Annotated in this window: 22 protein-coding genes; 17 read left to right on the top strand and 5 right to left on the bottom strand. The window is 36.9% G+C overall.

All coding sequences use genetic code 11. The features are described from left to right. Positions 1–2 precede the first annotated feature (2 nt). The 15 genes from QOX35_RS15185 to QOX35_RS15115 all read left to right on the top strand — a co-directional run bounded on the left by QOX35_RS15185 (position 3) and on the right by QOX35_RS15115 (position 12,815). Positions 3–1,232: an efflux RND transporter periplasmic adaptor subunit gene (locus QOX35_RS15185; RefSeq protein ID WP_283687654.1), complete on the top strand. Its 1,230-nt coding sequence runs from the start codon at positions 3–5 to the stop codon at positions 1,230–1,232. 4 nt (positions 1,233–1,236) lie between these two features. After that, positions 1,237–1,977, top strand: a complete 741-nt coding sequence (locus tag QOX35_RS15180) for an ABC transporter ATP-binding protein (protein ID WP_283687653.1) — start codon at positions 1,237–1,239, stop codon at positions 1,975–1,977. A gap of 9 nt (positions 1,978–1,986) precedes the next feature. Further along, on the top strand, positions 1,987–3,207 hold the full coding sequence (locus tag QOX35_RS15175) for an ABC transporter permease (protein ID WP_135104410.1): 1,221 nt from the start codon (positions 1,987–1,989) through the stop codon (positions 3,205–3,207). A 2-nt stretch (positions 3,208–3,209) separates the two neighbouring features. Beyond that, positions 3,210–4,298 carry a sensor histidine kinase gene (locus QOX35_RS15170; RefSeq protein WP_283687651.1) on the top strand — a complete coding sequence of 363 codons (1,089 nt, stop codon included), beginning with the start codon at positions 3,210–3,212 and terminating at the stop codon, positions 4,296–4,298. Then, a complete protein-coding gene (locus tag QOX35_RS15165; protein WP_283687650.1) occupies positions 4,295–4,996 on the top strand; it encodes a LytR/AlgR family response regulator transcription factor in 702 nt (233 codons plus the stop codon). Before QOX35_RS15170 ends, QOX35_RS15165 begins: the two co-directional genes overlap by 4 nt. 214 nt (positions 4,997–5,210) lie before the next feature. Next, positions 5,211–5,828, top strand: a complete 618-nt coding sequence (locus QOX35_RS15160) for a TetR/AcrR family transcriptional regulator (RefSeq protein ID WP_135104407.1) — start codon at positions 5,211–5,213, stop codon at positions 5,826–5,828. A 138-nt stretch (positions 5,829–5,966) separates the two neighbouring features. After that, the gene (locus QOX35_RS15155; protein WP_135104406.1) at positions 5,967–6,872 is read left to right on the top strand and encodes a phospholipase A; all 906 of its coding nucleotides are present in this window, start codon (positions 5,967–5,969) and stop codon (positions 6,870–6,872) included. A gap of 2 nt (positions 6,873–6,874) precedes the next feature. Continuing rightward, positions 6,875–7,312, top strand: coding sequence for a thioredoxin family protein (locus QOX35_RS15150; protein WP_283687649.1), 438 nt, complete (start codon positions 6,875–6,877; stop codon positions 7,310–7,312). Between the two features lie 29 nt (positions 7,313–7,341). After that, positions 7,342–8,289, top strand: a complete 948-nt coding sequence (locus QOX35_RS15145) for a 3-oxoacyl-ACP synthase III family protein (RefSeq protein ID WP_283687648.1) — start codon at positions 7,342–7,344, stop codon at positions 8,287–8,289. A 24-nt stretch (positions 8,290–8,313) separates the two neighbouring features. Beyond that, positions 8,314–9,291, top strand: a complete 978-nt coding sequence (locus QOX35_RS15140; RefSeq protein ID WP_283687646.1) for a UDP-3-O-acyl-N-acetylglucosamine deacetylase — start codon at positions 8,314–8,316, stop codon at positions 9,289–9,291. A 6-nt stretch (positions 9,292–9,297) separates the two neighbouring features. Further along, positions 9,298–9,492, top strand: a complete 195-nt coding sequence (locus QOX35_RS15135) for a hypothetical protein (RefSeq protein ID WP_135104402.1) — start codon at positions 9,298–9,300, stop codon at positions 9,490–9,492. Between the two features lie 57 nt (positions 9,493–9,549). Then, complete coding sequence (locus tag QOX35_RS15130; protein WP_135104478.1) at positions 9,550–9,774, top strand: winged helix-turn-helix domain-containing protein; 225 nt, start codon at positions 9,550–9,552, stop codon at positions 9,772–9,774. 158 nt (positions 9,775–9,932) lie between these two features. After that, the gene (locus QOX35_RS15125; RefSeq protein WP_283687645.1) at positions 9,933–11,039 is read left to right on the top strand and encodes a PCMD domain-containing protein; all 1,107 of its coding nucleotides are present in this window, start codon (positions 9,933–9,935) and stop codon (positions 11,037–11,039) included. Positions 11,040–11,050: 11 nt separating this feature from the next. Continuing rightward, a complete protein-coding gene (locus QOX35_RS15120; protein ID WP_283687644.1) occupies positions 11,051–11,815 on the top strand; it encodes a porin family protein in 765 nt (254 codons plus the stop codon). A 22-nt stretch (positions 11,816–11,837) separates the two neighbouring features. After that, positions 11,838–12,815 carry a DUF3667 domain-containing protein gene (locus QOX35_RS15115; RefSeq protein WP_283687643.1) on the top strand — a complete coding sequence of 326 codons (978 nt, stop codon included), beginning with the start codon at positions 11,838–11,840 and terminating at the stop codon, positions 12,813–12,815. Here QOX35_RS15115 and QOX35_RS15110 read toward each other — a convergent pair. The 5 genes from QOX35_RS15110 to QOX35_RS15090 form a co-directional block, all read right to left on the bottom strand. After that, complete coding sequence (locus tag QOX35_RS15110) at positions 12,812–13,861, bottom strand: winged helix DNA-binding domain-containing protein (protein WP_283687642.1); 1,050 nt, start codon at positions 13,859–13,861, stop codon at positions 12,812–12,814. The genes QOX35_RS15115 and QOX35_RS15110 overlap by 4 nt on opposite strands. Before the next feature lie 17 nt (positions 13,862–13,878). Beyond that, positions 13,879–14,739 carry a carboxylating nicotinate-nucleotide diphosphorylase gene (nadC, locus tag QOX35_RS15105; protein ID WP_283687641.1) on the bottom strand — a complete coding sequence of 287 codons (861 nt, stop codon included), beginning with the start codon at positions 14,737–14,739 and terminating at the stop codon, positions 13,879–13,881. Beyond that, positions 14,732–16,315 (bottom strand): L-aspartate oxidase, encoded by a 1,584-nt coding sequence (gene nadB, locus QOX35_RS15100; RefSeq protein WP_283687640.1) that lies wholly within the window; start codon positions 16,313–16,315, stop codon positions 14,732–14,734. The genes nadC and nadB overlap by 8 nt, the downstream gene beginning before the upstream one ends. A gap of 86 nt (positions 16,316–16,401) precedes the next feature. Beyond that, a complete protein-coding gene (gene nadA / locus QOX35_RS15095) occupies positions 16,402–17,406 on the bottom strand; it encodes a quinolinate synthase NadA (protein ID WP_283687638.1) in 1,005 nt (334 codons plus the stop codon). 141 nt (positions 17,407–17,547) lie between these two features. After that, complete coding sequence (locus tag QOX35_RS15090; RefSeq protein WP_283687637.1) at positions 17,548–18,756, bottom strand: hexokinase family protein; 1,209 nt, start codon at positions 18,754–18,756, stop codon at positions 17,548–17,550. Positions 18,757–19,138: 382 nt separating this feature from the next. Here QOX35_RS15090 and QOX35_RS15085 point away from each other — a divergent pair, with 382 nt between their 5' ends. Then, positions 19,139–20,239, top strand: a complete 1,101-nt coding sequence (locus tag QOX35_RS15085) for an efflux RND transporter periplasmic adaptor subunit (RefSeq protein WP_283687636.1) — start codon at positions 19,139–19,141, stop codon at positions 20,237–20,239. Between the two features lie 67 nt (positions 20,240–20,306). Further along, on the top strand, positions 20,307–23,342 hold the full coding sequence (locus QOX35_RS15080) for an efflux RND transporter permease subunit (protein WP_283687634.1): 3,036 nt from the start codon (positions 20,307–20,309) through the stop codon (positions 23,340–23,342). Positions 23,343–23,429: the final 87 nt, after the last annotated feature.

Here is a 23,429-nt window from a genome sequence, read left to right as displayed (position 1 = left end):
TAATGATGAAAAGAAAATCCAAGAAATATCTGATAATAGGAGCTATAGTACTCACTTTATGCTGTATAGCTTTTCTTATATTCCCACAAGGGAAAAAGACAATAACTACATTAACAACAGCTAAGGTAGACAAAGGGAACCTTTCTATAGCCATCACAGCGACAGGAACAATAGAACCCATTACCCTAGTAGAAGTAGGTACACAGGTTTCGGGTGTAATATCTAAAATATATGTGGATTACAATTCGGAGGTCAAGGCCGGACAAGTACTTGCCGAACTGGATAAACGCCTACTCGCATCTGAACTGGAAAATGCTAATGCAGCACTTCAATCGAGACAAGTAGATCTGGATCTTCAAAAGAAAAATTATGAGAGGCAAAAAAGCCTTTGGGAAAAACAAGCGATCAGCAAGGTTGATTGGGAAAATGCCGAATCGACATACAAAACCGCTCAACTGGCTGTAACATCTTCCAAAGCAGCCGTATTAAAGGCTCAAACCAATCTTGGCTATGCAACTATTACTTCGACAATAGACGGAGTAGTTGTTTCCCGTGCTGTAGAACAAGGACAAACGGTAGCTGCATCATTCAGCACTCCGACTCTTTTCACCATCGCAAACGACCTGACCAAGATGCGCGTAATAGCCAATGTAGATGAAGCAGATATAGGCGGAGTAAAAGAGGGACAACGAGTATCTTTTACTGTGGATGCTTTTCCCGAAGACGAATTTCAAGGGAAAGTAGTGCAGGTAAGACTGGAAGCAACAACTACATCCAACGTAGTTACATATCAAGTTGTAATAGATGCACCCAACCCTGACCTCAAATTAAAACCAGGGCTGACAGCAAACGTAAACATCTATACAATGGAAGAAAAAGACTTACTATTGATTCCTTCAAAAGCTTTACGTTTCAACCCTGCACCCGAAGTAATGAAAGATATAGAAGGGTTAAAGGTATCAGAACAAAGAGGTCCTGTTGATCCTAATAATGATAAAACTCAGAAAATAGTATGGGTAAAGGAAGGTGATAAGCTATTACCTAAACATATTGTTATTGGTAAAACCGACGGCATACATACAGCTATAATAGAAGGTCTACATGTAGGAGAGGAAGTTGTAACCGGAGTATCACAAAAGACAAATGGTGATAAACCCGAAGGGCAAACGAATGGAAATGGAGAATCTAGCCCTTTTATGCCAAAACGCCCCGAAGACAATAAGAAAAAATAACGTAATGACTAAAGAAATTATAAGAGTTGAAAACCTGAAGCGAAACTATATTGTTGGTGATGAAACGGTTCATGCTTTGAGGGGAATAGACTTTAGTATATCCGAAGGCGAATTTGTCACAATCATGGGTACAAGCGGCTCGGGTAAATCTACTTTATTGAATATACTGGGCTGTTTAGATACACCGTCCGATGGTGAATATTATTTGGATGGGATTTCTGTACGCAAAATGGGTAAAAATGAAAGAGCAACTCTCCGCAATCGTAAGATTGGATTTATATTTCAGTCTTACAATTTACTGGCAAAAACAACAGCTGTTGAAAACGTAGAGTTACCATTAATGTACAATCCGGATATATCGGCAAAAGATCGTCACCAGAGAGCCATAAAGGCTTTGCAAGATGTAGGACTGGGAGACCGACTGAATCATAAATCGAATCAAATGTCGGGAGGGCAAATGCAACGGGTAGCCATTGCCAGAGCATTAGTGAACGAGCCTGTTATCATATTAGCAGACGAAGCAACAGGGAATTTGGACACTCGTACTTCGTTCGAAATATTATCACTGATGCAGCGGTTACACTCCGAAGGACGTACTATTATATTCGTTACACACAACCCCGAAATATCGGCATTTAGCAGTCGTAATATTGTTATACGAGACGGACGTATTAAGGAAGATACAAGGAACATAAATATTCAATCGGCAAAAGAATTTCTCGCTAAATTACCAGTAGAAAACTGATATATTAAAATGAATTTCATCAATCTCTTTAAAATAGCATTACGAGCCCTTAGCGGTAATAAGTTTAGGGGATTCCTTACTATGCTTGGTATAATTATCGGTGTAGCTGCCGTTATTACGATGCTTGCAATAGGTCAAGGATCTAAAAAAAGTATACAGGATCAGATTTCCACAATGGGCTCTAATATGATAAATATACGTCCCGGAACCGGACAATTTGGTGGTGTGCGTCAAAGCTCTTCCAGTATGCAAACATTAAAGATGGAAGATTATCAGGCAATAGTAGATCAGGCAGAATTCATTTCTGCAGCATCGCCGGAAGTTCAATCTTCGGGGCAAGTGATTTTTGGAGCAAATAATGCTCCAACATCTATCTATGGAGTAAATCCTTCTTTTCTTGATATCCGCAAATATACAATAGCACAAGGAGAGATGTTTACCGATGCCGATGTGAAGACGTCTGCAAAAGTATGCGTGATCGGACAAACTGTAGTTGATAACCTATTCACGAATGGAGAAGATCCTGTAGGGCAAACAATACGTTTCAATAAAATTCCATTCAAAGTCATCGGCGTATTAACATCAAAAGGGGATAATACAATGGGAATGGATCAGGATGACCTGATGATATCACCTTATACTACTGTACAAAAGCGTATATTGGCAATAACTTATATACAATCCATATCGGTTTCGGCGGTTAGCGAAGATGCTACAGATCAAGCCATTTCGAGTATAGAAAATATAATGCGGCAACAACATAAAATAACAGGAAATCAGGAAGATGACTTCAATGTACGATCGCAAAAGGAACTAATAACTATGATGAGTTCTACAACAGACATGATGACTATCTTGCTGGCATGTATTGCCGGAATATCTCTTTTTGTTGGTGGCATCGGTATTATGAACATCATGTATGTATCGGTAACAGAGCGCACAAGGGAAATAGGTTTGCGAATGTCTATCGGAGCCAAGGGATTTGATATATTGATGCAATTCCTTATAGAATCTATACTATTGAGCGTTACAGGAGGCGTTATAGGCGTGATCATTGGTATTGGCAGTGCATATATTGTGAAAAATATTTTAGCATGGCCTATCGATATTCAAGTTTATACTATAGCTTTGTCTTTTATAGTATGTACCGCTACCGGAATATTTTTTGGGTGGTATCCGGCAAAAAAAGCATCGACCCTCGACCCTATAGACGCACTCAGATACGAATAACGATGAAAAACTTTATAAGAATATTTCCACATGTACTTATCTGGACAATTGTTTTAATTGTTCCGACCTATCTGATGTCAAGAGAAGGGGTATTTGATATCAAGCCTTTCTACAATTATTGCATACGTGTTGCGCTACTAGCGATACTGTTCTACCTCAATTATTTATACTTAATAGAGAAATTTTTATTCAACCGTAAGATTATTACCTATATAAGTATAAATATTGTGTTTGTTATCATTATTGTTGCATTACAAACAGTAATATCAGACCTGCTCGCTTTTTCCATACCTGTCAATATGCAGGAACATCCAAGAGAATTTCCACGAATGGAAGAACATCGAAGAGGTGGTCCCGGAGGTCCTCCTTTGATGAAATTTATTATAGACTATATGTCTATTTTCTTTCTTATTGGTCTTAGTGTTGCCATAAAAATGACAGCCCGTTGGTATAAAGATTCTATCACCTTCGAGAAAGTAAAAAGCGTACAATTAGAAGCGGATTTGCGAAATCTTAGAAGTCAGCTGAATCCTCATTTTCTATTCAACACATTAAATAACATATACTCGCTTATTGCCATAGATCAAAACAGAGCTCAGAATGCAGTACATCGCTTGAGCAACTTGCTGAGATATGTTATGTATGATAATGATCAGAAATTTGTACCATTGGATAAAGAACTGGAATTCACAAAAAACTATATCGATTTGATGCGACTTCGTCTTAGTTCTACGGTAAAGCTCAATGTTGAAATAAATAGCGCAGGAAGCAAAGATCTGATTGCATCCCTGATGTTTATTACACTTATTGAGAATGCTTTTAAACACGGAATAAACAATGGAGATAATAGCTTCATTAATATAAGTATCTTGGTTGATCCGGGAAAAGGTGTTTTATGCACTGTAGAAAACAGCTTGATTGAAAAAGCTGAAAATATGGAAACTCATAATTCAGGAATCGGACTTGTAAATCTAACAAAGAGGTTGGAGTTGTTATATCCCGACAGATATGAATTCATCGCAGAAAAACGCTCTGATCGCTTCTTTACATTATTGAGGATAGATTTCAAAAAAACAGAAATAACAGCATGACTCTCAAATGTATAATAATAGACGATGAACCTTTGGCTATCGATTTACTAAAATCATACGTCTTAAAAACATCTTATCTGGAACTAGTTGGAACATTTAATAGTGCACTATCTGCTATTAGCACAATAAATGAGAGACAGATAGATCTACTATTTCTTGATATCAATATGCCTCAGATCAATGGGCTTGAGTTTTCAAAAACAATACATGCATCCACGCGTATAATTTTCACTACAGCATATGATCAATATGCAGTTGAAGGCTTCCGTGTAAACGCTTTGGACTACTTACTCAAACCAATCAACTACACAGATTTCTTACAGGCAACAAACAAAGCACTAGAATGGTTCAAAATGGCAAATATATCCCATTCAACAACAAGTATATTTATAAAATCGGGTTACAGAATGGAAAAAATAGATTTTGATAATATTCTGTATATAGAGAACCAGAAAGATTATGTGAAGTTCCATCTCGAAAATCAAAAAGAACCAATTAGCTCTTTAATGAGTATGCAATCGCTTGAAGAAAAACTGCCAAGTAATTTATTTATGAGAGTACATCGTTCTTTTATTGTCAATCTGAAAAAAATAAAAACAATAGAACGAAATTGTATCGTTTTCGGGAAAGAATATATTCCTGTCTCCGAATCATATAAAAGTAAATTCATGGATTTTCTTAACAAACATTTTTTTTAAATCCCCTCTCCATCCACGATTTTTATCGTGACAAATAATCACCCTCCATTATACTCTAGCAATCAATAAGATTATCGCTAATCTTATTGATTGCATATCCAAACCTAAGCATTTGCAAAATATTTTTTAACAAAAAAGATATTGCATTTTTAAATTTTATCATGATCTTTGCAACGTGAACGATCGTTCACGTCTTTTATTTTTAACTAAAATAATGAAATATAGTAGAGAATATATATTAAGGAGAGCCTTTGATGTTTTCATGAATAAAGGCTATGATAGTGCTTCAATATCTGTCTTACAAGAAGAATTACAGATGTCTAGGGGTGCGTTGTATCGCTATTTTAAAAATAAAGAAGAGCTTTTTAACGCTGTTATTGACGAATATTTCTTTAAGATATTCGATAAGTTGCAGCACAATATGGATAAGCATACATACTCTTTAGAAAAATTTATAGAAGTAATGCATAGGCGACAAAAAATATTTGTCAATGCTTTTACCAGAGCAGGAGTTACTCATACTATTTTCTTAAATTATACAGCTCTTGTAATACAGGCCGGTAAGCATTATCCCAATTTCTTGGAACGCTTCAAAATAATAAACAATCGATCTTTGGAGTCATGGAAAGATGCTATGCGAAACAGTATAAAAGCAGGTGAAATTAAGGATGATATAGACATCGATATCTTAGCTATCTTGTTTAATAATACAAGTGTGAAAGAAACCTCTGACAGAGATTGTAACGATTCATCATTCGCTATTAATGTAATGCAGGATATGAATCGGAGGATGGAAGTAATGCGTTATTTATATAGCCTAATAAAAGTATAGCGTTGATGAACAATGAAATGTGAATGAATGTTCATTATAAAAACAGCAACATAGAAAAAAATATCAAGACAACGCTCAGAAAAGAGAATTCATTTATATACTCATCATCATTAGACAATTTATAATACTAATTACCTCATGTTAAGAAGCTATATATTTATAATATTTATTATTTCATCAGTTACACTACTTGCTCAAAATGATACAGATTTAATGTATTTAGGCAACGATAGCATACGTCAGCAGTACGACAGTGCAATGAAAGACCCTCACATTTTTCGTCCAAGGCATTTAGAAATATCTGAGAGGGATGCTATAAAAATGGCAGACCGGATGCCTGCATTCGCCGTATATAGAGACACCTATTTTGTTACGGGGGTACCACTGGATGAGAAAATTTCAGAAAACTCTGCTGATGTAACTTTCCAGCTAAGTATAAGACAACGACTGACCAGGAGTATCCTACCTTTCAAATCATTTTTGTATTTAACTTATACACAAAAATCATTTTGGAACATATATGCTCAATCAAGTCCATTCAGGGATACAAACTACAATCCGGGTGTAGGGCTTGGAAAGTATATATTGTATAAAGACAGAGTAGTTGGTGCCGCCTTCGTACAGTTGAAACATGAATCCAACGGGCGTGATGAAGAAGAATCCAGAAGTTGGAACTATTTAAGTTTATCTATGAAATATTATTTCAACGCCCGATTCAATATTTCTGGGGAAGTTTGGATTCCATATGTAGACGGGGGGAATAATAAAGATTTGCTAGATTATAGAGGACTCGGCTTTGTATCGGTCAACTACACAAGTGATAAACATCGCTGGTGGCTTTCAGCAGATATCAATCCGCGGAAAGGATGGGGTAATGTAAATACAACTCTCACCGCTGCATTTAAAATGTCAGACAGGTCAAACCAGTATTTATTTGCTCGTTTCTACCAAGGGTACGGAGAGAGTCTCCTCGGCTACAATCAATACACGATGAATATAAGAGTAGGTATTTGTATAAAACCTAATTTCTATAATTTCTTTTAAGAATGTTTGAATTAAAAAAATTTCGTTTCAAAACATGGCATTTTGTTCTACTATTCATCCTTTTTTTTATTCTGGTAAACATTATCGGACTAATATCTATAAACGGGAACTCATACTCTATTGAAAATGAGATTGCGCAAATAGAAGAAATATATGATTTGTCTGAAATAGAAAATTCGACTGAGATTGTGTCTATTATTTTTTACAAAGAAGACTCGAATATTTGTGGTAAAATGATGCATAATATAAATCAGCTAACAAACAAAAACAGTAAGTTTTACAGATCGGAAGTAAACAAGAACTCCGAATTATATAAAAAATATAATATATCCGGGGTTCCTTGTACTTTGATACTTAAAAATGGAGAAGAAATAAGTCGCATTATGGGTTTAGTTCCAACCTCCAATCTGGAAATTATCTATAGTAGGATTGCTAAATAGTTGTAGGTAGTATAAAACAACACACTAATATGTTTATTAACTCAATAGGATATTACGTCCCGAAAACAAGGATTCCAAACGATTATTTCACCGAAATAAACGGATTAACAAGCGATTGGATAAGTCAACGTACAGGAATCTTAACTCGTTCAAGAGCTTCGCAGGAAGAAACGATAGACTATATGTCTAGCAAAGCCATAGAGTCGGCATTACCCGATCTTCCCTACAAAATAGAAGATATAGATCTGATAATTTTTGCATCATATACACCTAGCGATACAATTGTTACAACAGGGCATTATGTACAGCGCAAATACAATATATCAAATGCAAAAGTATTCTTTGTATCATCAGCATGTTCATCGGGACTCAATGCGATAGAAATCATATATTCTTTCTTCGCATCGCAGATAGCCGAAAAAGCATTGCTTATCTGTGCCGATCGGAACTCAACATATTCGGATGATACAGATTGCGTATCAGGACATTTGTGGGGAGACGGAGCTACGGCTTACTTTTTTTCAACCGAGTCCTATTCAGAAAAAGATCCTCAGATTATAGATATCACAACACAAGGATTAGGTCATATAGGATTAGCTTCGAGAGCAGTGTATCTTGATCCGAAAGGAGATGGTTTGAAAATGCCACATGGCAAGGATGTTTTTATGCAGGCTTGCACATATATGGCGCAAAACACGAAGGATATAGTCGAAATCAACGGATATTCGTTAGATGATCTAACCTTTTTTATAGGACATCAGGCTAATATGAGAATATTAAAGAATGTTGCGAAACAACTAGCAATACCCGAAGAAAAGGTATTAACGAATATTCAAGAGTTAGGCAACACCGGCTCAACAGGTGCCCTATTGGTATTGGCACAAAATATAAAAAAAATCGCACGGGGAGATCTGATATGCATTTCGGTCTTCGGCGGGGGATATTCTGCAGGCTCATGCCTGATCAAGATTCCCTAAATATAAAATTAAAGAAATATTATTATGGTTTATCAACGTACTTTAAAAAACAGTTTTTCCTTACAAGGGAAAGGATTGCATACAGGACTAAATATACATATCACATTCAACCCCGCACCTGAAAATTTTGGATATAAGATCAGACGTGTAGATATACCGGGAAAACCGATAATAAATGCTTTGGCAGAGAACGTTACGGCAACACAAAGAGGAACTGTAGTATCAGCCAATGGTGTTAATGTGAGCACCGTAGAACATGCTATGGCTGCATTATACGCATGCGAAATAGACAATTGCCTGATAGATGTAGATGGACCTGAATTCCCGATATTAGATGGAAGCTCTATTTTGTATGTAAGCAAAATAAAAGAAGTCGGTACAGAAATACAGAATACAGCAAGAGAATATATTTCAATAAAACGCAAAAAAATTAAGGTTGTAGATAAAGCCACCGGATCGTCAATGATACTAATTCCGGATGAGTCTTTTAGTATAGAATCACATATATCCTTCAACTCTACATTCCTAAAAAGGCAAGATGCAACAATGCATGACCTATCTGAGTTTCCAAAAGATTTTGCTTCTGCACGAACATTTGTGTTTGTAAAAGAAATTGAATCTCTACTCAATAATAACTTAGTGAAAGGTGGAGATTTGGATAATGCTATTGTTATATACGATAAGCCAATAGAGCAAGAAAAGTTCGATCTATTAGCTGACATGCTGGGAGCAAAAAGAAAAGATTCTACAAAGCTAGGATATATCATGAACAAGCCTTTGCTTTATCCAAATGAACCGGCTAGACATAAATTGTTAGACATTGTAGGTGATTTAGCCTTAGTCGGTCGTTTTATAAAGGGAAAAGTTATAGCTAATTGTCCGGGACATAAAATAAACAATATGTTTGCCAGAGCTATTAGGGAAGCGGTATTTCCAAGTGTACAAGAAGAATCCGTTATACTGCCTGAAACAAGTCATGCGGGTCTATATTCTTTAGCTTAATCAATAATGAAAGATATATTACAATTTATATTGCATAACAAAATTGTACTGATAGGTATGTTGATCGGTTTCATAGCCTCATATATCTATTGGTACTATTTTGCATGTTATTGGGGAACATATCCCCTTTCAGCTGAATCTTGGGTAAATTGTGGTTTTGGTACAATATTAGGAGGCTTAGTTGTCACGTTAATCAATTAAAATTAGTATATTTACATATAAGATATGCTTTATTTAACCAAACTAAAACTATTCGCCATGCTAAAAAAAGATATTCGTATAAACGCCACAGCTATCTGGCAGTATCTGTCAGAAAGAGGCAAAATGTCGGTTCAGGAAATTGAAGAATTAACACATTACAAAAATTCGTTGATACTTCTTGCATTAGGTTGGCTCTCGAAGGAAAACAAAGTACGTTTTTCAGTCAAAAATGAAAACCTATACGTTGAACTAAGTAGTACTCCTACTGAAATATACTACTAGGAAGTGACTCTATTCGGGAACTATATCATATTCTCAGAAGGAAATATGATAAATTATCTCAGAAGATTTTAGCGTTAAAAAGCATTAATTTACAAAACTAAAAACTTCTGCCACAAAATCATTGTGTAACTTTATCATCGTTTCTTTTAGAATAATTTATGAATATTAAGAATCTATCACTATTTATCTTGTGTATGCTAAGTATTACTTCATGCATAAAAGATGAGCCGCTAAATATGGAGGCGGACATTATAGATATGAAAGTTGAAGATGGAGTATTTATCACTCGCGCTATAACAGAGCATACTGTTCAGCTTTTCGTTTCTGACAATGCTGATTACTCACACCTTACACCAATAATTGAAGTTACTGCGGGTGCTACGATCGAACCAAAATCGGGAACTTCTCAAGATTTTTCGAATGGAAAAAATGTTATGTATACAGTAACTTCCGAAGATGGGAAGTATACAAAAACATATACTGTAACAGTAACCTCCAAGATTAGTCTCAAAAATACGTTCGAAGAATGGACAACAGCGGGTACAGAAAAAGCACCGTATCCGATTTTAAGTGATCTATTATGGAGTAATGCAAACTCGGGACTATCTATTTTGGTAGGCACCGGATCATTAAAGTTGGATCATTATCCTACCGATAAAACGACCGACTGTGTTAAGGGAAAATATGCTGCGATACTACGCACAATAAAAGGCACAAAGGTTTTTGGAATAGACTACCCTATTTTTTCGGGATCACTTTTTAGAGGAGCTTTTTCCGCGAATATGTCTAACCCTCTAAAATCACTAATATTGGGACAGGCTCATCCGAAAGAAAATGGTAAACCAATCATGTTCAATGGCTACTACAAATATACACCGGGCGATATTTTTACAGGCAAAGATGGAAAAGTTATATCAAACAGAACAGATTCGCTGTCGATGTATGCTATAATATTTAAAGTGAGTAAAGGTGCTCCTGCAAACGAAGAATTTCTTGATGGGGAATCAATTCTTACATCGCCTAGAGTTGTAGGAACAGCCAAATGGTCTCATACTGACGAAAGTATAGTGGAAACGCCAGCTAACAATGGGTTTATACATTTTTCTATACCATTCAGATATAAAGAAGAACTCGATTTTACGAAGAATGATTATCGTCTTACCATTGTTTTAGCATCAAGCAAAGATGGAAACGAATATCAGGGAGCTGTAGGCAGTACTCTTATTGCTGATGATCTTGAACTAGTATGTGATCCTATAAAATAAGAATATATCTGATGAGATTAAAATATAACATCATCCTAGTACTTGCAACAGTATTAATGATAAGTAATAATATTTCAGCGCAGAATTCTGATAACAAAATATTTGATCTGAGCTTTATCCTAGGGTTTAATATGGGAGCAACTGCTCCTGTGCCTATTCCGGCTGAAGTAAGAGAGATTAATAGTTACAACCCAAAATTCAACCCTCAATTAGGATTCAATCTAGTCTATAAACTCAACGAACGATGGGGTGTAGGTACAGGACTAAGTCTCGATTGGAAAGGGATGCGAGTTTCCGATCACGTGAAGTACATGTACACAAGTGTTACTCTGACCGAAGGGAGCGAAAAGCTTACAGGTTACTTTGTAGGAAAGAATGTAACAAATGTAGATATGACTTATCTTACCATACCAATATATGGCACATACCGATTCAATGACAAATGGCAAGTGAAACTGGGCGTATATGCAGCAAAAACCCTTTCATCCACATTTGACGGATATGTAAATGATGGATACATCAGAATAGACTCTCCGGTAGGTCAGAAACAAGAAATAAGCGGAGAGGGTGCAACATTCGACTTTGGGGACGACTCTCGTGACTATGATTTTGGACTATTAGCAGGAGGAGAATATCGCTTAAATAATCGTATCGGGTTTTATGGCAGTTTTACCTGGGGGCTTCTTCCTTATTTTTATTCGGGATCAAATCCTATTAAATTCACGTTCTACAATATATACGGTACACTAGGTATCACCTATCGATTCAGCAAATAACTATAATAGCTTTTTTTGAACTATGAGTAAACATAAAATCAGGATCAACAAGACTTGTCAAAATTGTGGAGCTTTTGTTGAACAGCACTACTGTCCTAAATGTGGACAAGAAAACAGCGAAAGCAGGCAATCTTTCCATCATGTATTTACTCATTTTGTTTTCGATTTTTTGCATTACGACAGTTCATTTTGGAGAACAGCAAAATATCTGTTTCTTTCTCCCGGTAAACTCTCATTGGAGTATATGAATGGAAAACGAAAATCGTATGTGAACCCTTTTACTCTTTATATATTCATCAGTTTCATTGCCTTTTTTATCCCCCCTCTCCTTCCTGAAGTATCAGCACCTAACAAAGAAAAAATACAAAAAGAGATCAGCGAAAATGTAAATAGTGACTCTTTAGATACGATTATAGCAAAGCTGGACGTAAATAAAAAAAATCTCATTAATGAGGCTAAAATACCGGAGAAAGTCAGCAAGATAGAAGATAAAATTAATAATTCGGGTGTAGATGAAAAGACAGAGAATGAGACAAAACAATTTATAGCAGGTATATTAAAAAATGTAAAAGATAAAGAAAAAGGAGAAAAAGCTATCGAGTTTTTCATTCACAACATCCCCAAAGTTCTCTTTATATATATGCCTCTCTTTGCCTTTTGGCTATGGTTGTTCCATAATAAAAAGAAAAAATATTATTTCGACAGTGCTGTCTTTACATTACATTTCTTTTCTACGACCTTGCTAACGATAACTATAGCAACGACTCTAAGCTGTCTGTTCGATTGGTTAAACTTAAATACCACATTCTATTTTCTTTTATATTCTTTTGCTACGCTATACGTAACATTCTATTTTTTCAGAGGAAACAGGGTGTTTTTTGAAGAAAACAGATTCGTATCGAATTTAAAATCTTTTGTTCTGATAGGAATAAATAGCTTCTTTATCTTCCTTACTTTTACATTTTATGTTGTATTTGTAGTGTATATGATATATACTTAAAGTAGGTATTTTTTATATCCTTCGATAGCTTTAGTAACCAAATTGTGCGTTTTCTTACTTGATGCGTAAAAGAATTCGGTATCAAGAGTTTCATTCTTTTTTGATGATTTTTTCCAAGTACCGATAACTTTGCCGTCAAGGCTGATAGCAGGTCTGAATATTCCCGGACTTGTTATTATTTTATGGTGATGGTCTATATGCAGACTTTCTTTTCTATCCTTATAGCTAACTGTAAATTCATCAAAAGCAGGTAAAAGATTGATCAAATTATCACTGCTGACGAGTTTAGAGTCTCTGTGAAAAATATATGTCTGATCATTTATTATTTCATGAATAAAATCATTACCTATCAGAGCTATTCCTTGTCTGGCTTCTGCTGTAGTCAATCCCGACCACCAAATAAAATCGTGTAAAGTAGCAGGGCCATGACTCCTGAAATATTTGAACGCTAATTTATACAGACATTCATCTCTATCGAACTGATTGGTCATTTTGGGAACTTTTTCTTGCAATAAAGCATACGTCTGTTTTTTGCCTTTCATCTCTCCATTGCATACAACGCCATCCAACTCGGCATGCATCATTATATGATTAACGGTTCTATTATCAGCATCTATACCTGCTCTATTTATTACATCTTTCAGCTCTTGGCGTGTTAATGAATTTCCCTGAAGTGCATTTTCTATAATTGAATTTGTACGGGCTATAAATGCTTCGGTAAGTCCCAGATCCTTATCATAAGATCGCATTGCAGTTTTCACTCTGGGAACACTCAAATATAGCATCCAGTATATATCGTCCTTCGATACGAAATGCCACGTAGGACGTAAGATATGGAGGCGCAAAATATCACCTTTGTCCAAAGCCGCTTCAATCTTCTGATCGGTAATCTCGGGTATACGCATGCCGATGCCCCATTTCGCCATATTATAGTCTTGTGCCTGAATAGCTCCCATCCACGAAACCAACTCGTATGCTTCGCCCACGAATGAACCATCCAGCTGATGGTTTGATAGACGTAAGGATAGAATATCTTCTGCTTTCATGGCAATTCAGATAAAAATTAAAATGCTTTAAGGCTTAAATCAATATTTGGAGCAGAATATATAATTGCTCCCGAAGAAATATAATCAACTCCGGTCTTAGCTATATCATGCACCATATCTTCTGTAATACCCCCCGAGGCTTCAACCTTTACTTTGCCATTTATCAGTTTTACAGCAGCACTCATTTCATATAAAGACATATTATCGAGCATAATAACGTCCACAGCACCTGTAGCCAAGGCCTCTTCTACTTCTTTCAGGTTGCGTGTTTCTACCTCTATTCGGAGATTTTTATTGTTCTCTTTCAAGTATTTCACTGTGGCCTCTACAGCATTGGTTATTCCTCCGGCATAATCGTTATGATTGTCTTTTAGCATAATCATATCAAAAAGGCCGAAACGATGATTTTGACCACCGCCGATATACACAGCCCACTTCTCACACATACGGAACATTGGAGCCGTTTTTCGGGTATCCAGAATACGTGTATTTGTATCTGCCAGCAACTCTACCATCCGATGCGTATATGTAGCTATTCCGCTCATACGCTGCATACAATTTAGGACTAAGCGTTCCATTGTGAGAATCGACCGAGCCGCACCTGATACGATAAATGCGATCTCGCCTTCTTTTACTTGATCCCCATCATTTTTGAGGATTTCTATTTTCAGATTTTTATCATAATAATGAAATATCTCGCGAGCCAGATCAACTCCGGCTAAGATACAGTCATGTTTTATGATCAAATGTGCTCTTTGTTGAAGATCAGCAGGCACACTGGCCAATGTAGAGTGATCTCCGTCGCCAATATCTTCTTTGATGGCCTCATCAATAAAATGATATAATCTACTATCAGTTACGTATGAAGGTCTATTCATGAATATCTAAATCTTTATTATAAAATGTACCTCTATTCTCGGTTTGTTCTATACTTTGGGTTATAATCAGATAAGCCACACTAGCCAGATTTCTTAATTCTGAAAGTTGCGGCGATAATATCGAAAATTTATATATTTCTTTTACAGACTTGTATATTTCTTCTTCTTTCTGCTTTGCCATTTTGAGACGGGCATTGCTGCGCACAATGCCAACAAGATCACTCATCAATGTCTGCAATTCTTTTCGAAGATAATTTAGCAAAACCATTTCTTCGTTCACTCGCATCCCCTCCTGATTCCATTCCGGAATTTTTAGAAGATGATCATAATTAAAATTATCTTCATGCAAGCGTTCTATTGTTTTGATAGCTGCACGATGTGCAAAAACGAGAGCTTCAAGTAAAGAATTGGAAGCCAAACGATTTGCACCGTGAAGTCCGGTATTCGAACATTCACCGACAGCAAACATATTCTTTATAGTACTTTGTCCAAATGAATCGACATCGATTCCTCCGCATAGATAATGGCTCGCCGGTACTACAGGAATCAAATCCATGAACATGTCCAGCCCTTCATCTTTAGATTGCTTATAGATATTTGGAAAATGTTCGAGAAACTTTCGTTGGTCTAAGTGTCGGCAATCCAGACAAACATAATCGTCTCCACGCAGCTTCATTTCATTATCAATGGCTCGTGCTACAATATCCCGTGATGCCAGCTCTTCCCGATCATCGTATTTATGCATAAATGGCTCTCCTGAAGCAGTACGCAATTTAGCTCCAAAGCCTCTTACAGCCTCCGATATTAAAGGTAGTTGACCGGTCGTATTACTATAGAATGCAGTCGGGTGAAACTGTATAAATTGCATATTGCTGATTCTGGCTTTTGCACGATGAGCCAAGCCAATACCGTCACCTGTAGCTATAGTCGGGTTTGTAGTGTTTTTGTATACATGCCCACATCCTCCGGTAGCCATTAGTGTAATTTTTGCTGTCATTTTAATGATCCTGCTGGCTTTCATATCCAATACGTATGCTCCATAGCAGTGGAGGTTATACTTATCAAATTCGGATTGAGGTACTTGATGCTCGGTAAGCAAATCGATAACATAATGATGGTTGAGCAAAGTAACATTCTCGAGTCGCTCTACAGCTTGCAACAATGCTCTTTCTATTTCTGCTCCGGTTATATCCTTATGGTGCACTACCCTGTTTTCGGTATGTCCGCCTTCACGTCCCAGATCATAACTTTGAAACTCGTCTTTATCGAAATTAGCACCCCACTCCACCATTTCGCGGATACGCTCAGGGCCTTCTTTCACTACGATCTCTACAACTTCACGTTTACACAAGCCGTCTCCCGCTCGTAATGTATCCTCAATATGCTTATCAAAGCTATCTTTTTCGAAATTGGTTACAACAGCAACCCCTCCTTGTGCATACTTGGTACTCGACTCTTCATCGTCTGATTTTGTGATAATTGTTATCCTAGTATCGGGTCTCTGTTGTGCTATTTTTAAAGCATACGACAGGCCGGATATTCCTGAACCTATCACCAAAACATCAGTATATATCATTCTTTGTTATGAATTATAAATTACGGATTACAAACACACAACATTATGTGCTCACAATTCATAAATCATCACTTTTTGTTATTTGTTTATTTAATAGCCTTAGACAATTCCAACATTCTATTTATAGGCTTCAATGCTTTTAGTCGGATTTCTTCATCCATCAATATCTCCGGCTGCTCATACTTCATACACAAATACAATTTCTCCATTGTATTTAATTTCATAAAATGACATTCGCTACAATTACATTTATCATCAATCGTCAGTGCAGGAATTAGAGTTTTGTGTGGTGCGCGTTTTCTCATTTCGTGTAAGATACCTTCTTCTGTAGCCACAATAAATTCTTGACTGCTATCATTCACCACATAGTTGAGCAAGTTGGCTGTAGAGCCAATATAGTGAGCTACCTGCAAAACCGGTTTTTGAGCTTCGGGGTGAGCTATAAGTTTAGCCTTCGGATGTTCTAACATCTGCTGCGCAATCCGTTCCAGAGAGAATGCTTCATGCACAATACAAGCGCCGTCCCAAAGTATCATATTTCGTCCAGTCACTTGATTGATATATCTACCCAGATTTTTATCTGGGGCAAATATAATTTCTTGATCTTCCGGCAAAGAGTTTATGATGTGCTCGGCATTGGATGACGTAACAATTATATCGCTCTCAGCCTTAACGGTAGAGTCACAATTGATATAACTCACAACGATGGCATTCGGATATTTCTTCTTCATTTCACGAATCCCCTCCCCTGACGCTGAGTCGGCCAAAGAACAACCGGCTAATAAATCAGGAAGAACTACCTTTTTGGTCGGATTCAAAATTTTAGCCGTTTCGGCCATAAAATGCACTCCGCAGAATACAATCAGATCTGCATTTGTTTTTTCGGCGGCACGTGCCAGTTGCAAACTGTCTCCCAAAAAATCGGCTATATCCTGAATATCGCCTGTCTGATAATAATGCGCAAGAATAATAGCATTCTTTTCTTTTCGCATTTTATTAATCTCTTCTACCAGATTTATACCTTTCGGTATTTCCATATTCAGATATCCTTTTATAGGGAGTGCGGCAACTGCTTTTTCTAACATAGTCATACAATAGTCCAGATAAAATAAAACGACAAATAGTTATTTGCAGGGCAAAAATACTTATAAAAAGTGACTTAACCGATATTGATTATAAGAAAAAAGGGATTTGGAAACATCCAAACCCCTACTTGCTATTATATCTTTAGTTTACGACAAAGCAGCTATAGCAGAACCTATAAGATTTGCATTGTCCATTTGAGCCACATGTACATGAACATCTCCATGATTAAACTCTGTAAGAAGTTTTTGTAACTCAGACATTACCATATCTTTATAATTTTTGCCTTTTCTGTATTCACTCCAGAATAAGCTACCTTCGGCTACCAATCTTATTTTCTTGATAGATGGGTCATGTGAAACAAGAACCAAAACCAATCCGGCGATAGATGCAGCAACTAATTTCGCTGATCTTTCGTATATTGAACGAGCAATCTCTACATATCTTTTCTTATGAATATCAGGATAATTCATAATATTAGTCAGCTTCTGAGCATCAAATCTTTGTTCGAATTCATCGCACGGAAAAACCGATTTTAGGATTTCTCCCAAATACATACCCGATACAGCTTTTTCGAAACGTTGAGCACCCTTTGCATCAGAGCAAGCATCTACCTTATCATCGATAGCTGTGAGATGAGGAGGGTTAAAGTTACCAGACTCTAAGTTTACAGGAATCAGTCCGCTTAGCTTGTAATCAGGATTTAGTTTCTTTATTTTATCAGCGTTGATAAAAGTAGCCATATTTGTACCTGTTCCAACAATCAGCCCGATATAAGCATCATAACTAGAATCAGTAAGTCCGGCAAATAAGCTTGCGACTGTATCGTTGATTACTTTTACACCATTGAATTTAACATCATTACGTTGATTCAGATAATCTACCAATGGTTGTCCTACGGGTTTTCCTACCATTTCTTTGATGTCAACACCTTTTGTCCATCTAAGAAGCTTGGCATCTCCGTTTTGCAGAGATTCAGCCGGATAAGAAAAACAATATCCTATTGGAGTTTCTTGATCACGTTTGATTTCTCCTATCGGATCGGCTTGTTCTTTAAACAAATCTTCTTCTGTAAAACCCGGAGTTTTCATAACAGACAAATCCTTCTTCCATCCATTTTCAGGATGAATTGTTGGTTTACCATCAACGAAGTCAACTACAGCAACCCGATAGTTAGTTCCTCCTAAATCTAAAACAGTAGCCTTACCGTTCACACTGGTTGTTTTAGGTATAATATAAGTAGGAATACACTGTATTTCGGCATTCTCTTTACTCAGACCAACCTCTACCTTGTGTTGGAGCGACTGGGCTATTTCTTTTAGTTGTTTCGACTTAAGATGAAAAATATCTTTCTTCATAAGGTATCTTTATGTTTAGGTTATTTTTTAAACTCTACAAATATAACTATCTCATTTGAATATTGAGCCATTACAGAGGCAATGAATCTGAATAAATAACTATTTTTAGGACATTCTCAGACATCACTTTTTAAGGACATTTTATAATCATGTAACACTTCTATTTTAAATATTATATTTGTAAAATAGATCGACACAAAACTTAAAAAACATTCTCAATAAACGATGAGCCAAAAGAAAATGGAGAGAAGAATAAGTTGTTTAATTTTTGTTTAGCAATGTAAACAAAAATTAAAATACATCCGATAGATTAAACCTTTCCTTCTATTTTAAATCGTATTCTTGGAAACCTGTATTATAAGCCCAAAATAGAATATTTACTATGAACAAAAAAACAAAAATAGGACTTCTGATTATTATTCTTTTATTTATTGCCGGAATGGCTTTTTACCCAAAGATCAAAGGTCTTTTAACAACGAATACCGATCCGTCACCAACTCCACCAGGAAATAAAGGGACAAGCAATCGTACGATACTGAATGTTAATGCCCAGATCTTAAAATACGGTAATCTGGATAATACCATCAGAGTGAAAGGTATATTGATCCCTGATGAGGAAGTCGATCTATCATTCGAAACATCAGGTATGATAACAGAAATACACTTCAAAGAGGGTTCGAATGTAAAAAAAGGACAGCTTTTAGCCAAAGTGAATGATAAACCGCTACAAGCAGAGTTGAAGAAATTACAAACACAAATACCTCTTGCCGAAGACAGAGTTTACCGTCAAAAGGCATTGTTGGCAAAAGACGCTGTAAGTCAGGAAGCTTACGAGTCTGTCAATACAGAGTTGGAAAAATTGAAGGCTGATATTGAACTGGTAAAAACAAGAATAGCCCAGACGGAACTACGTGCTCCATTTGATGGTATCATAGGTTTGAGACAAGTGAGTGAAGGAACATATGCTTCACCTTCTATAATAATATCTCGGCTAACCAAAATAACTCCATTAAAAATAGAGTTTTCGGTAAATGAATCAGAAGTAAATAATGTAAAGCCCGGAACACCTCTCACCTTTACATTCGATAATGATTTAAACAAATACCAAGCTACAGTTTATGCCGTAGAGTCTAACCTCGATAGACAAACGCTCACTCTAAAAGCCAGAGCTTTGTATGCCAATCCCGGAGGAAGATTAAAACCGGGTCTCTCTACTAATGTTGAGATAAAATTACAGGAGATAAAGAATACTTTAGTCATCCCTAGTTTATCTACGATAGCAGAAATGGGACGTGATATTGCATACGTATATAAGAACGGCGTAGCCCACCAGATAGTACTAAAGAAAGGTATGCGTACAGCTTCATCCGTTCAGGTATTAAACGGATTAAATGTTGACGATACTCTTTTAGTAACCGGTGTCATGCAATTGCGTGACGGTTTGCCTGTTATTATCGATAATTTTATAGAAAACAATCAGTAAAACAATTTATATAATAGCTTCGGATATTTAAGATCGTAGATTTCTAAACATCCAAAACCTCTAAAAGATGACTATATCTGAATTAAGTATAAAGCGCCCGGTATTAGCCACTGTATTTGTATTGATTATATTCCTTTTAGGATTGATCGGATATACATATTTAGGGGTGCGCGAATATCCCAATATAGATAACCCCATTATTTCTGTAGACGTGAGTTATCCCGGGGCTAATGCCGAAATTATAGAGAATCAGATCACAGAACCACTAGAACAAAATATAAATGGAATACCGGGCATCAGGTCTTTGACAAGTAGTAGTAGTCAGGGGTCATGCCGTATAACAGTGGAATTTGAATTATCTGTAGACCTCGAAACAGCAGCAAATGATGTGCGGGATAAAGTCTCGCGGGCACAACGTTATCTGCCTCGCGACTGCGATCCTCCTACTGTATCGAAGGCTGATGCCGATGCCAACCCGATTATACAAATAAGTATACAAAGCGAAAAGCGTTCTTTGCTCGAACTAAGTGAAATAGCTGAGTTGACAGTAAAAGAGCGTTTACAAACCATACCCAATGTAAGCGCTGTAGAGATCTGGGGACAAAACCGCTATTCGATGCGACTATGGCTCGATCCGGTAAAAATGGCATCGTATGGCATTACCCCGATGGATGTAAAAAGTGCCGTAGATAAAGAAAATGTGGAATTGCCTTCCGGCAGCATAGAAGGCGATAACCTTGAGCTTTCTATACGAACATTAGGGTTGATGCAAACTCCTGAAGAATTCAACAATATGATTATCAAAGAAGACAATTATAATGTTGTAAGGTTTAGAGACGTAGGTACAGCGGAGCTGGGTACAGAAAACTATAAGAGCATTATGCGTCGCAATGGTGTTCCTGCTGTAAGTACTGTTATTATTCCACAACCGGGAGCCAATCAGATTGAAATTTCTGATGAAGCGATGGTTCGTCTCGAACAACTAAAGAAAGACTTACCTGAGGATGTCAAAATTGATGTTGCTTTCGACAATACTAAATTTATAAGGGCTTCGATAGCAGAAGTGGAAGAAACCGTGTATATAGCATTTGCATTGGTCGTTATCATAATATTCCTTTTCCTTCGCGACTGGCGTGTGACGTTGGTTCCTTGCGTTGTTATTCCCGTATCACTCGTAGGAGCTTTCTTTGTGATGTATGTTGCAGGATTCTCTATCAATGTCTTATCCATGTTGGCCGTAGTTCTGGCTGTGGGATTGGTAGTCGATGATGCTATTGTGGTCACAGAGAACATCTATCTGAAAATTGAGGGAGGTATGACTCCCAAGCAAGCAGGGATAGAGGGTTCTAAAGAAATATTCTTCGCCGTTATCTCAACAACAGTCTCTGTGGTTGCAGTATTTTTCCCTATTGTGTTTCTTGAAGGGATGACAGGACGTTTGTTCCGTGAATTTAGTATTGTTATTGCCGGAGCTGTCCTTATTTCAGCATTTGTAGCTCTTACGTTTACACCGATGCTTGCAACCAAGTTATTGAAGAAGAAAGATCAGGCGGGATGGTTTTACCGTAAAACAGATCCTTTCTTTCAATGGTTGACCAAAGCTTACGACAATGGTTTGCAACATTTCCTTAAACATAAGATAATAATATGGCCTATCATAATCCTTACACTCGCAGGAATAGGTTATTTAGTCAGTGCGATCCCTTCCGAAATGGCTCCATTGGAAGACCGCTCACAGATAACAATAAGAACCAGCGGACCCGAAGGCTCTACTTATGAATTTAATCGAAATTATACAGAAAAGATTGGAGTGATAGCTGATTCCGTTGCACCCGAACGTCTCATTAATACAATGCGAGCCTGGACGGGAGGCGGGATGATAAACCTCATGTTGCCCAATATTAAAGATAGAGAAAGAAGCCAAATGGAGATTGCCAACGAACTGACAAAGGCTGTAAGAAAAGAAACAGAGGCACGGGCATTTGTGCAACAACAGTCTACCTTCGGTGGAAGACGATCGAGTATGCCTATACAATATGTATTGCAAGCTACCAACCTTGAAAAGTTAGAGGAATTCATCCCTCAATTTATGAGAAAAGTACAAGAGAGCCCAATGTTTCAAATGGCCGATGTAAACCTCAAATTCACGAAACCTGAAACCCGTATTATCATAGACAGAGATAAAGCCGCCATACTAAGAGTAAGTACCAGAGATATAGGACAAACGTTGCAGTATGCACTAAGTGGGCAACGTATGGGCTATTTTTATATGAATGGGAAACAATATCAGATATTAGGGGAAATTAATCGCCAACAAAGGAATACACCTCTCGACCTGAAATCTATTTATCTTAAAAACTTAGGAGGGAATATGATTCAGATGGATAACCTTGTGCGCTTAGAAGAAAGTGTTGCCCCTCCCCAGCTATACAGGTATAACAGATTTAAGTCTGCAACAGTATCCGCGGGTCTATCTCCGGGAGTAACAATCGGCGCCGGGTTGGAAGAAATGGATCGCATAGCGAAAGAAACCCTTGATGATACATTTCGAACAGCATTGGCGGGAGATTCGAAGGATTTTAGCGAAAGCTCTTCCAGTTTGATGTTTGCATTTATACTTGCTATATTACTGATCTTTTTGATCCTTGCCGCACAGTTCGAAAGTTTCAAAGACCCGTTTGTTATTATGCTTACAGTACCCCTTGCAATTGCCGGAGCTCTTTTGTTTATGTATATCAAAGATATAACGATGAATATATTCAGCCAGATAGGAATTATTATGCTTATCGGGCTGGTCGCTAAAAATGGTATTCTTATTGTGGAGTTTGCAAATCAGCGTCAAGAAGCAGGAATGAGTAAACTTGAAGCCATACAGGGAGCTGCAGTACAACGTTTGCGACCAATCCTTATGACGAGCTTCTCTACCGTGTTGGGATTGTTACCCTTAATATTTGCCAGTGCCGAAGGAGCCAATGGGCGTATGGCTATGGGAGTGGCTGTAATTGGAGGAATGATGATTTCTACTCTATTAACGATATTCATTGTACCGGCTATGTATTTATATATATCTACCGACAGAAGTAAGAAGAAAGATAGGATTTAGTAAATATAAATTTATCTATAATATAACAACTATATACTAGGACAAAAAGTAACAAATAAAAAAGAGATAAAAGCTGTTACTTTTGTC

Source organism: Dysgonomonas sp. Marseille-Q5470 (assembly GCF_951230145.1).
Lineage (GTDB): Bacteria > Bacteroidota > Bacteroidia > Bacteroidales > Dysgonomonadaceae > Dysgonomonas.
The sequence above is the reverse complement of the archived record's forward strand: the minus strand, read 5'-3'. Positions and strand labels throughout refer to the sequence as shown.

What these genes read in the sequence shown, in the direction of transcription:
- nadB (WP_283687640.1), bottom strand. Translation starts at nt 16,315, where the DNA reads ATGATATATACTGATGTTTTGGTGATAGGTTCAGGAATATCCGGCCTG.
- QOX35_RS15090 (WP_283687637.1), bottom strand. Translation starts at nt 18,756, where the DNA reads ATGAAGAAAGATATTTTTCATCTTAAGTCGAAACAACTAAAAGAAATA.
- QOX35_RS15175 (WP_135104410.1), top strand. Translation starts at nt 1,987, where the DNA reads ATGAATTTCATCAATCTCTTTAAAATAGCATTACGAGCCCTTAGCGGT.
- QOX35_RS15080 (WP_283687634.1), top strand. Translation starts at nt 20,307, where the DNA reads ATGACTATATCTGAATTAAGTATAAAGCGCCCGGTATTAGCCACTGTA.
- QOX35_RS15160 (WP_135104407.1), top strand. Translation starts at nt 5,211, where the DNA reads ATGAAATATAGTAGAGAATATATATTAAGGAGAGCCTTTGATGTTTTC.
- QOX35_RS15125 (WP_283687645.1), top strand. Translation starts at nt 9,933, where the DNA reads ATGAATATTAAGAATCTATCACTATTTATCTTGTGTATGCTAAGTATT.
- nadC (WP_283687641.1), bottom strand. Translation starts at nt 14,739, where the DNA reads ATGAATAGACCTTCATACGTAACTGATAGTAGATTATATCATTTTATT.
- QOX35_RS15170 (WP_283687651.1), top strand. Translation starts at nt 3,210, where the DNA reads ATGAAAAACTTTATAAGAATATTTCCACATGTACTTATCTGGACAATT.
- QOX35_RS15150 (WP_283687649.1), top strand. Translation starts at nt 6,875, where the DNA reads ATGTTTGAATTAAAAAAATTTCGTTTCAAAACATGGCATTTTGTTCTA.
- QOX35_RS15185 (WP_283687654.1), top strand. Translation starts at nt 3, where the DNA reads ATGATGAAAAGAAAATCCAAGAAATATCTGATAATAGGAGCTATAGTA.
- QOX35_RS15180 (WP_283687653.1), top strand. Translation starts at nt 1,237, where the DNA reads ATGACTAAAGAAATTATAAGAGTTGAAAACCTGAAGCGAAACTATATT.
- QOX35_RS15120 (WP_283687644.1), top strand. Translation starts at nt 11,051, where the DNA reads ATGAGATTAAAATATAACATCATCCTAGTACTTGCAACAGTATTAATG.
- QOX35_RS15130 (WP_135104478.1), top strand. Translation starts at nt 9,550, where the DNA reads ATGCTAAAAAAAGATATTCGTATAAACGCCACAGCTATCTGGCAGTAT.
- nadA (WP_283687638.1), bottom strand. Translation starts at nt 17,406, where the DNA reads ATGACTATGTTAGAAAAAGCAGTTGCCGCACTCCCTATAAAAGGATAT.
- QOX35_RS15135 (WP_135104402.1), top strand. Translation starts at nt 9,298, where the DNA reads ATGAAAGATATATTACAATTTATATTGCATAACAAAATTGTACTGATA.
- QOX35_RS15085 (WP_283687636.1), top strand. Translation starts at nt 19,139, where the DNA reads ATGAACAAAAAAACAAAAATAGGACTTCTGATTATTATTCTTTTATTT.
- QOX35_RS15115 (WP_283687643.1), top strand. Translation starts at nt 11,838, where the DNA reads ATGAGTAAACATAAAATCAGGATCAACAAGACTTGTCAAAATTGTGGA.
- QOX35_RS15110 (WP_283687642.1), bottom strand. Translation starts at nt 13,861, where the DNA reads ATGAAAGCAGAAGATATTCTATCCTTACGTCTATCAAACCATCAGCTG.
- QOX35_RS15145 (WP_283687648.1), top strand. Translation starts at nt 7,342, where the DNA reads ATGTTTATTAACTCAATAGGATATTACGTCCCGAAAACAAGGATTCCA.
- QOX35_RS15165 (WP_283687650.1), top strand. Translation starts at nt 4,295, where the DNA reads ATGACTCTCAAATGTATAATAATAGACGATGAACCTTTGGCTATCGAT.
- QOX35_RS15155 (WP_135104406.1), top strand. Translation starts at nt 5,967, where the DNA reads ATGTTAAGAAGCTATATATTTATAATATTTATTATTTCATCAGTTACA.
- QOX35_RS15140 (WP_283687646.1), top strand. Translation starts at nt 8,314, where the DNA reads ATGGTTTATCAACGTACTTTAAAAAACAGTTTTTCCTTACAAGGGAAA.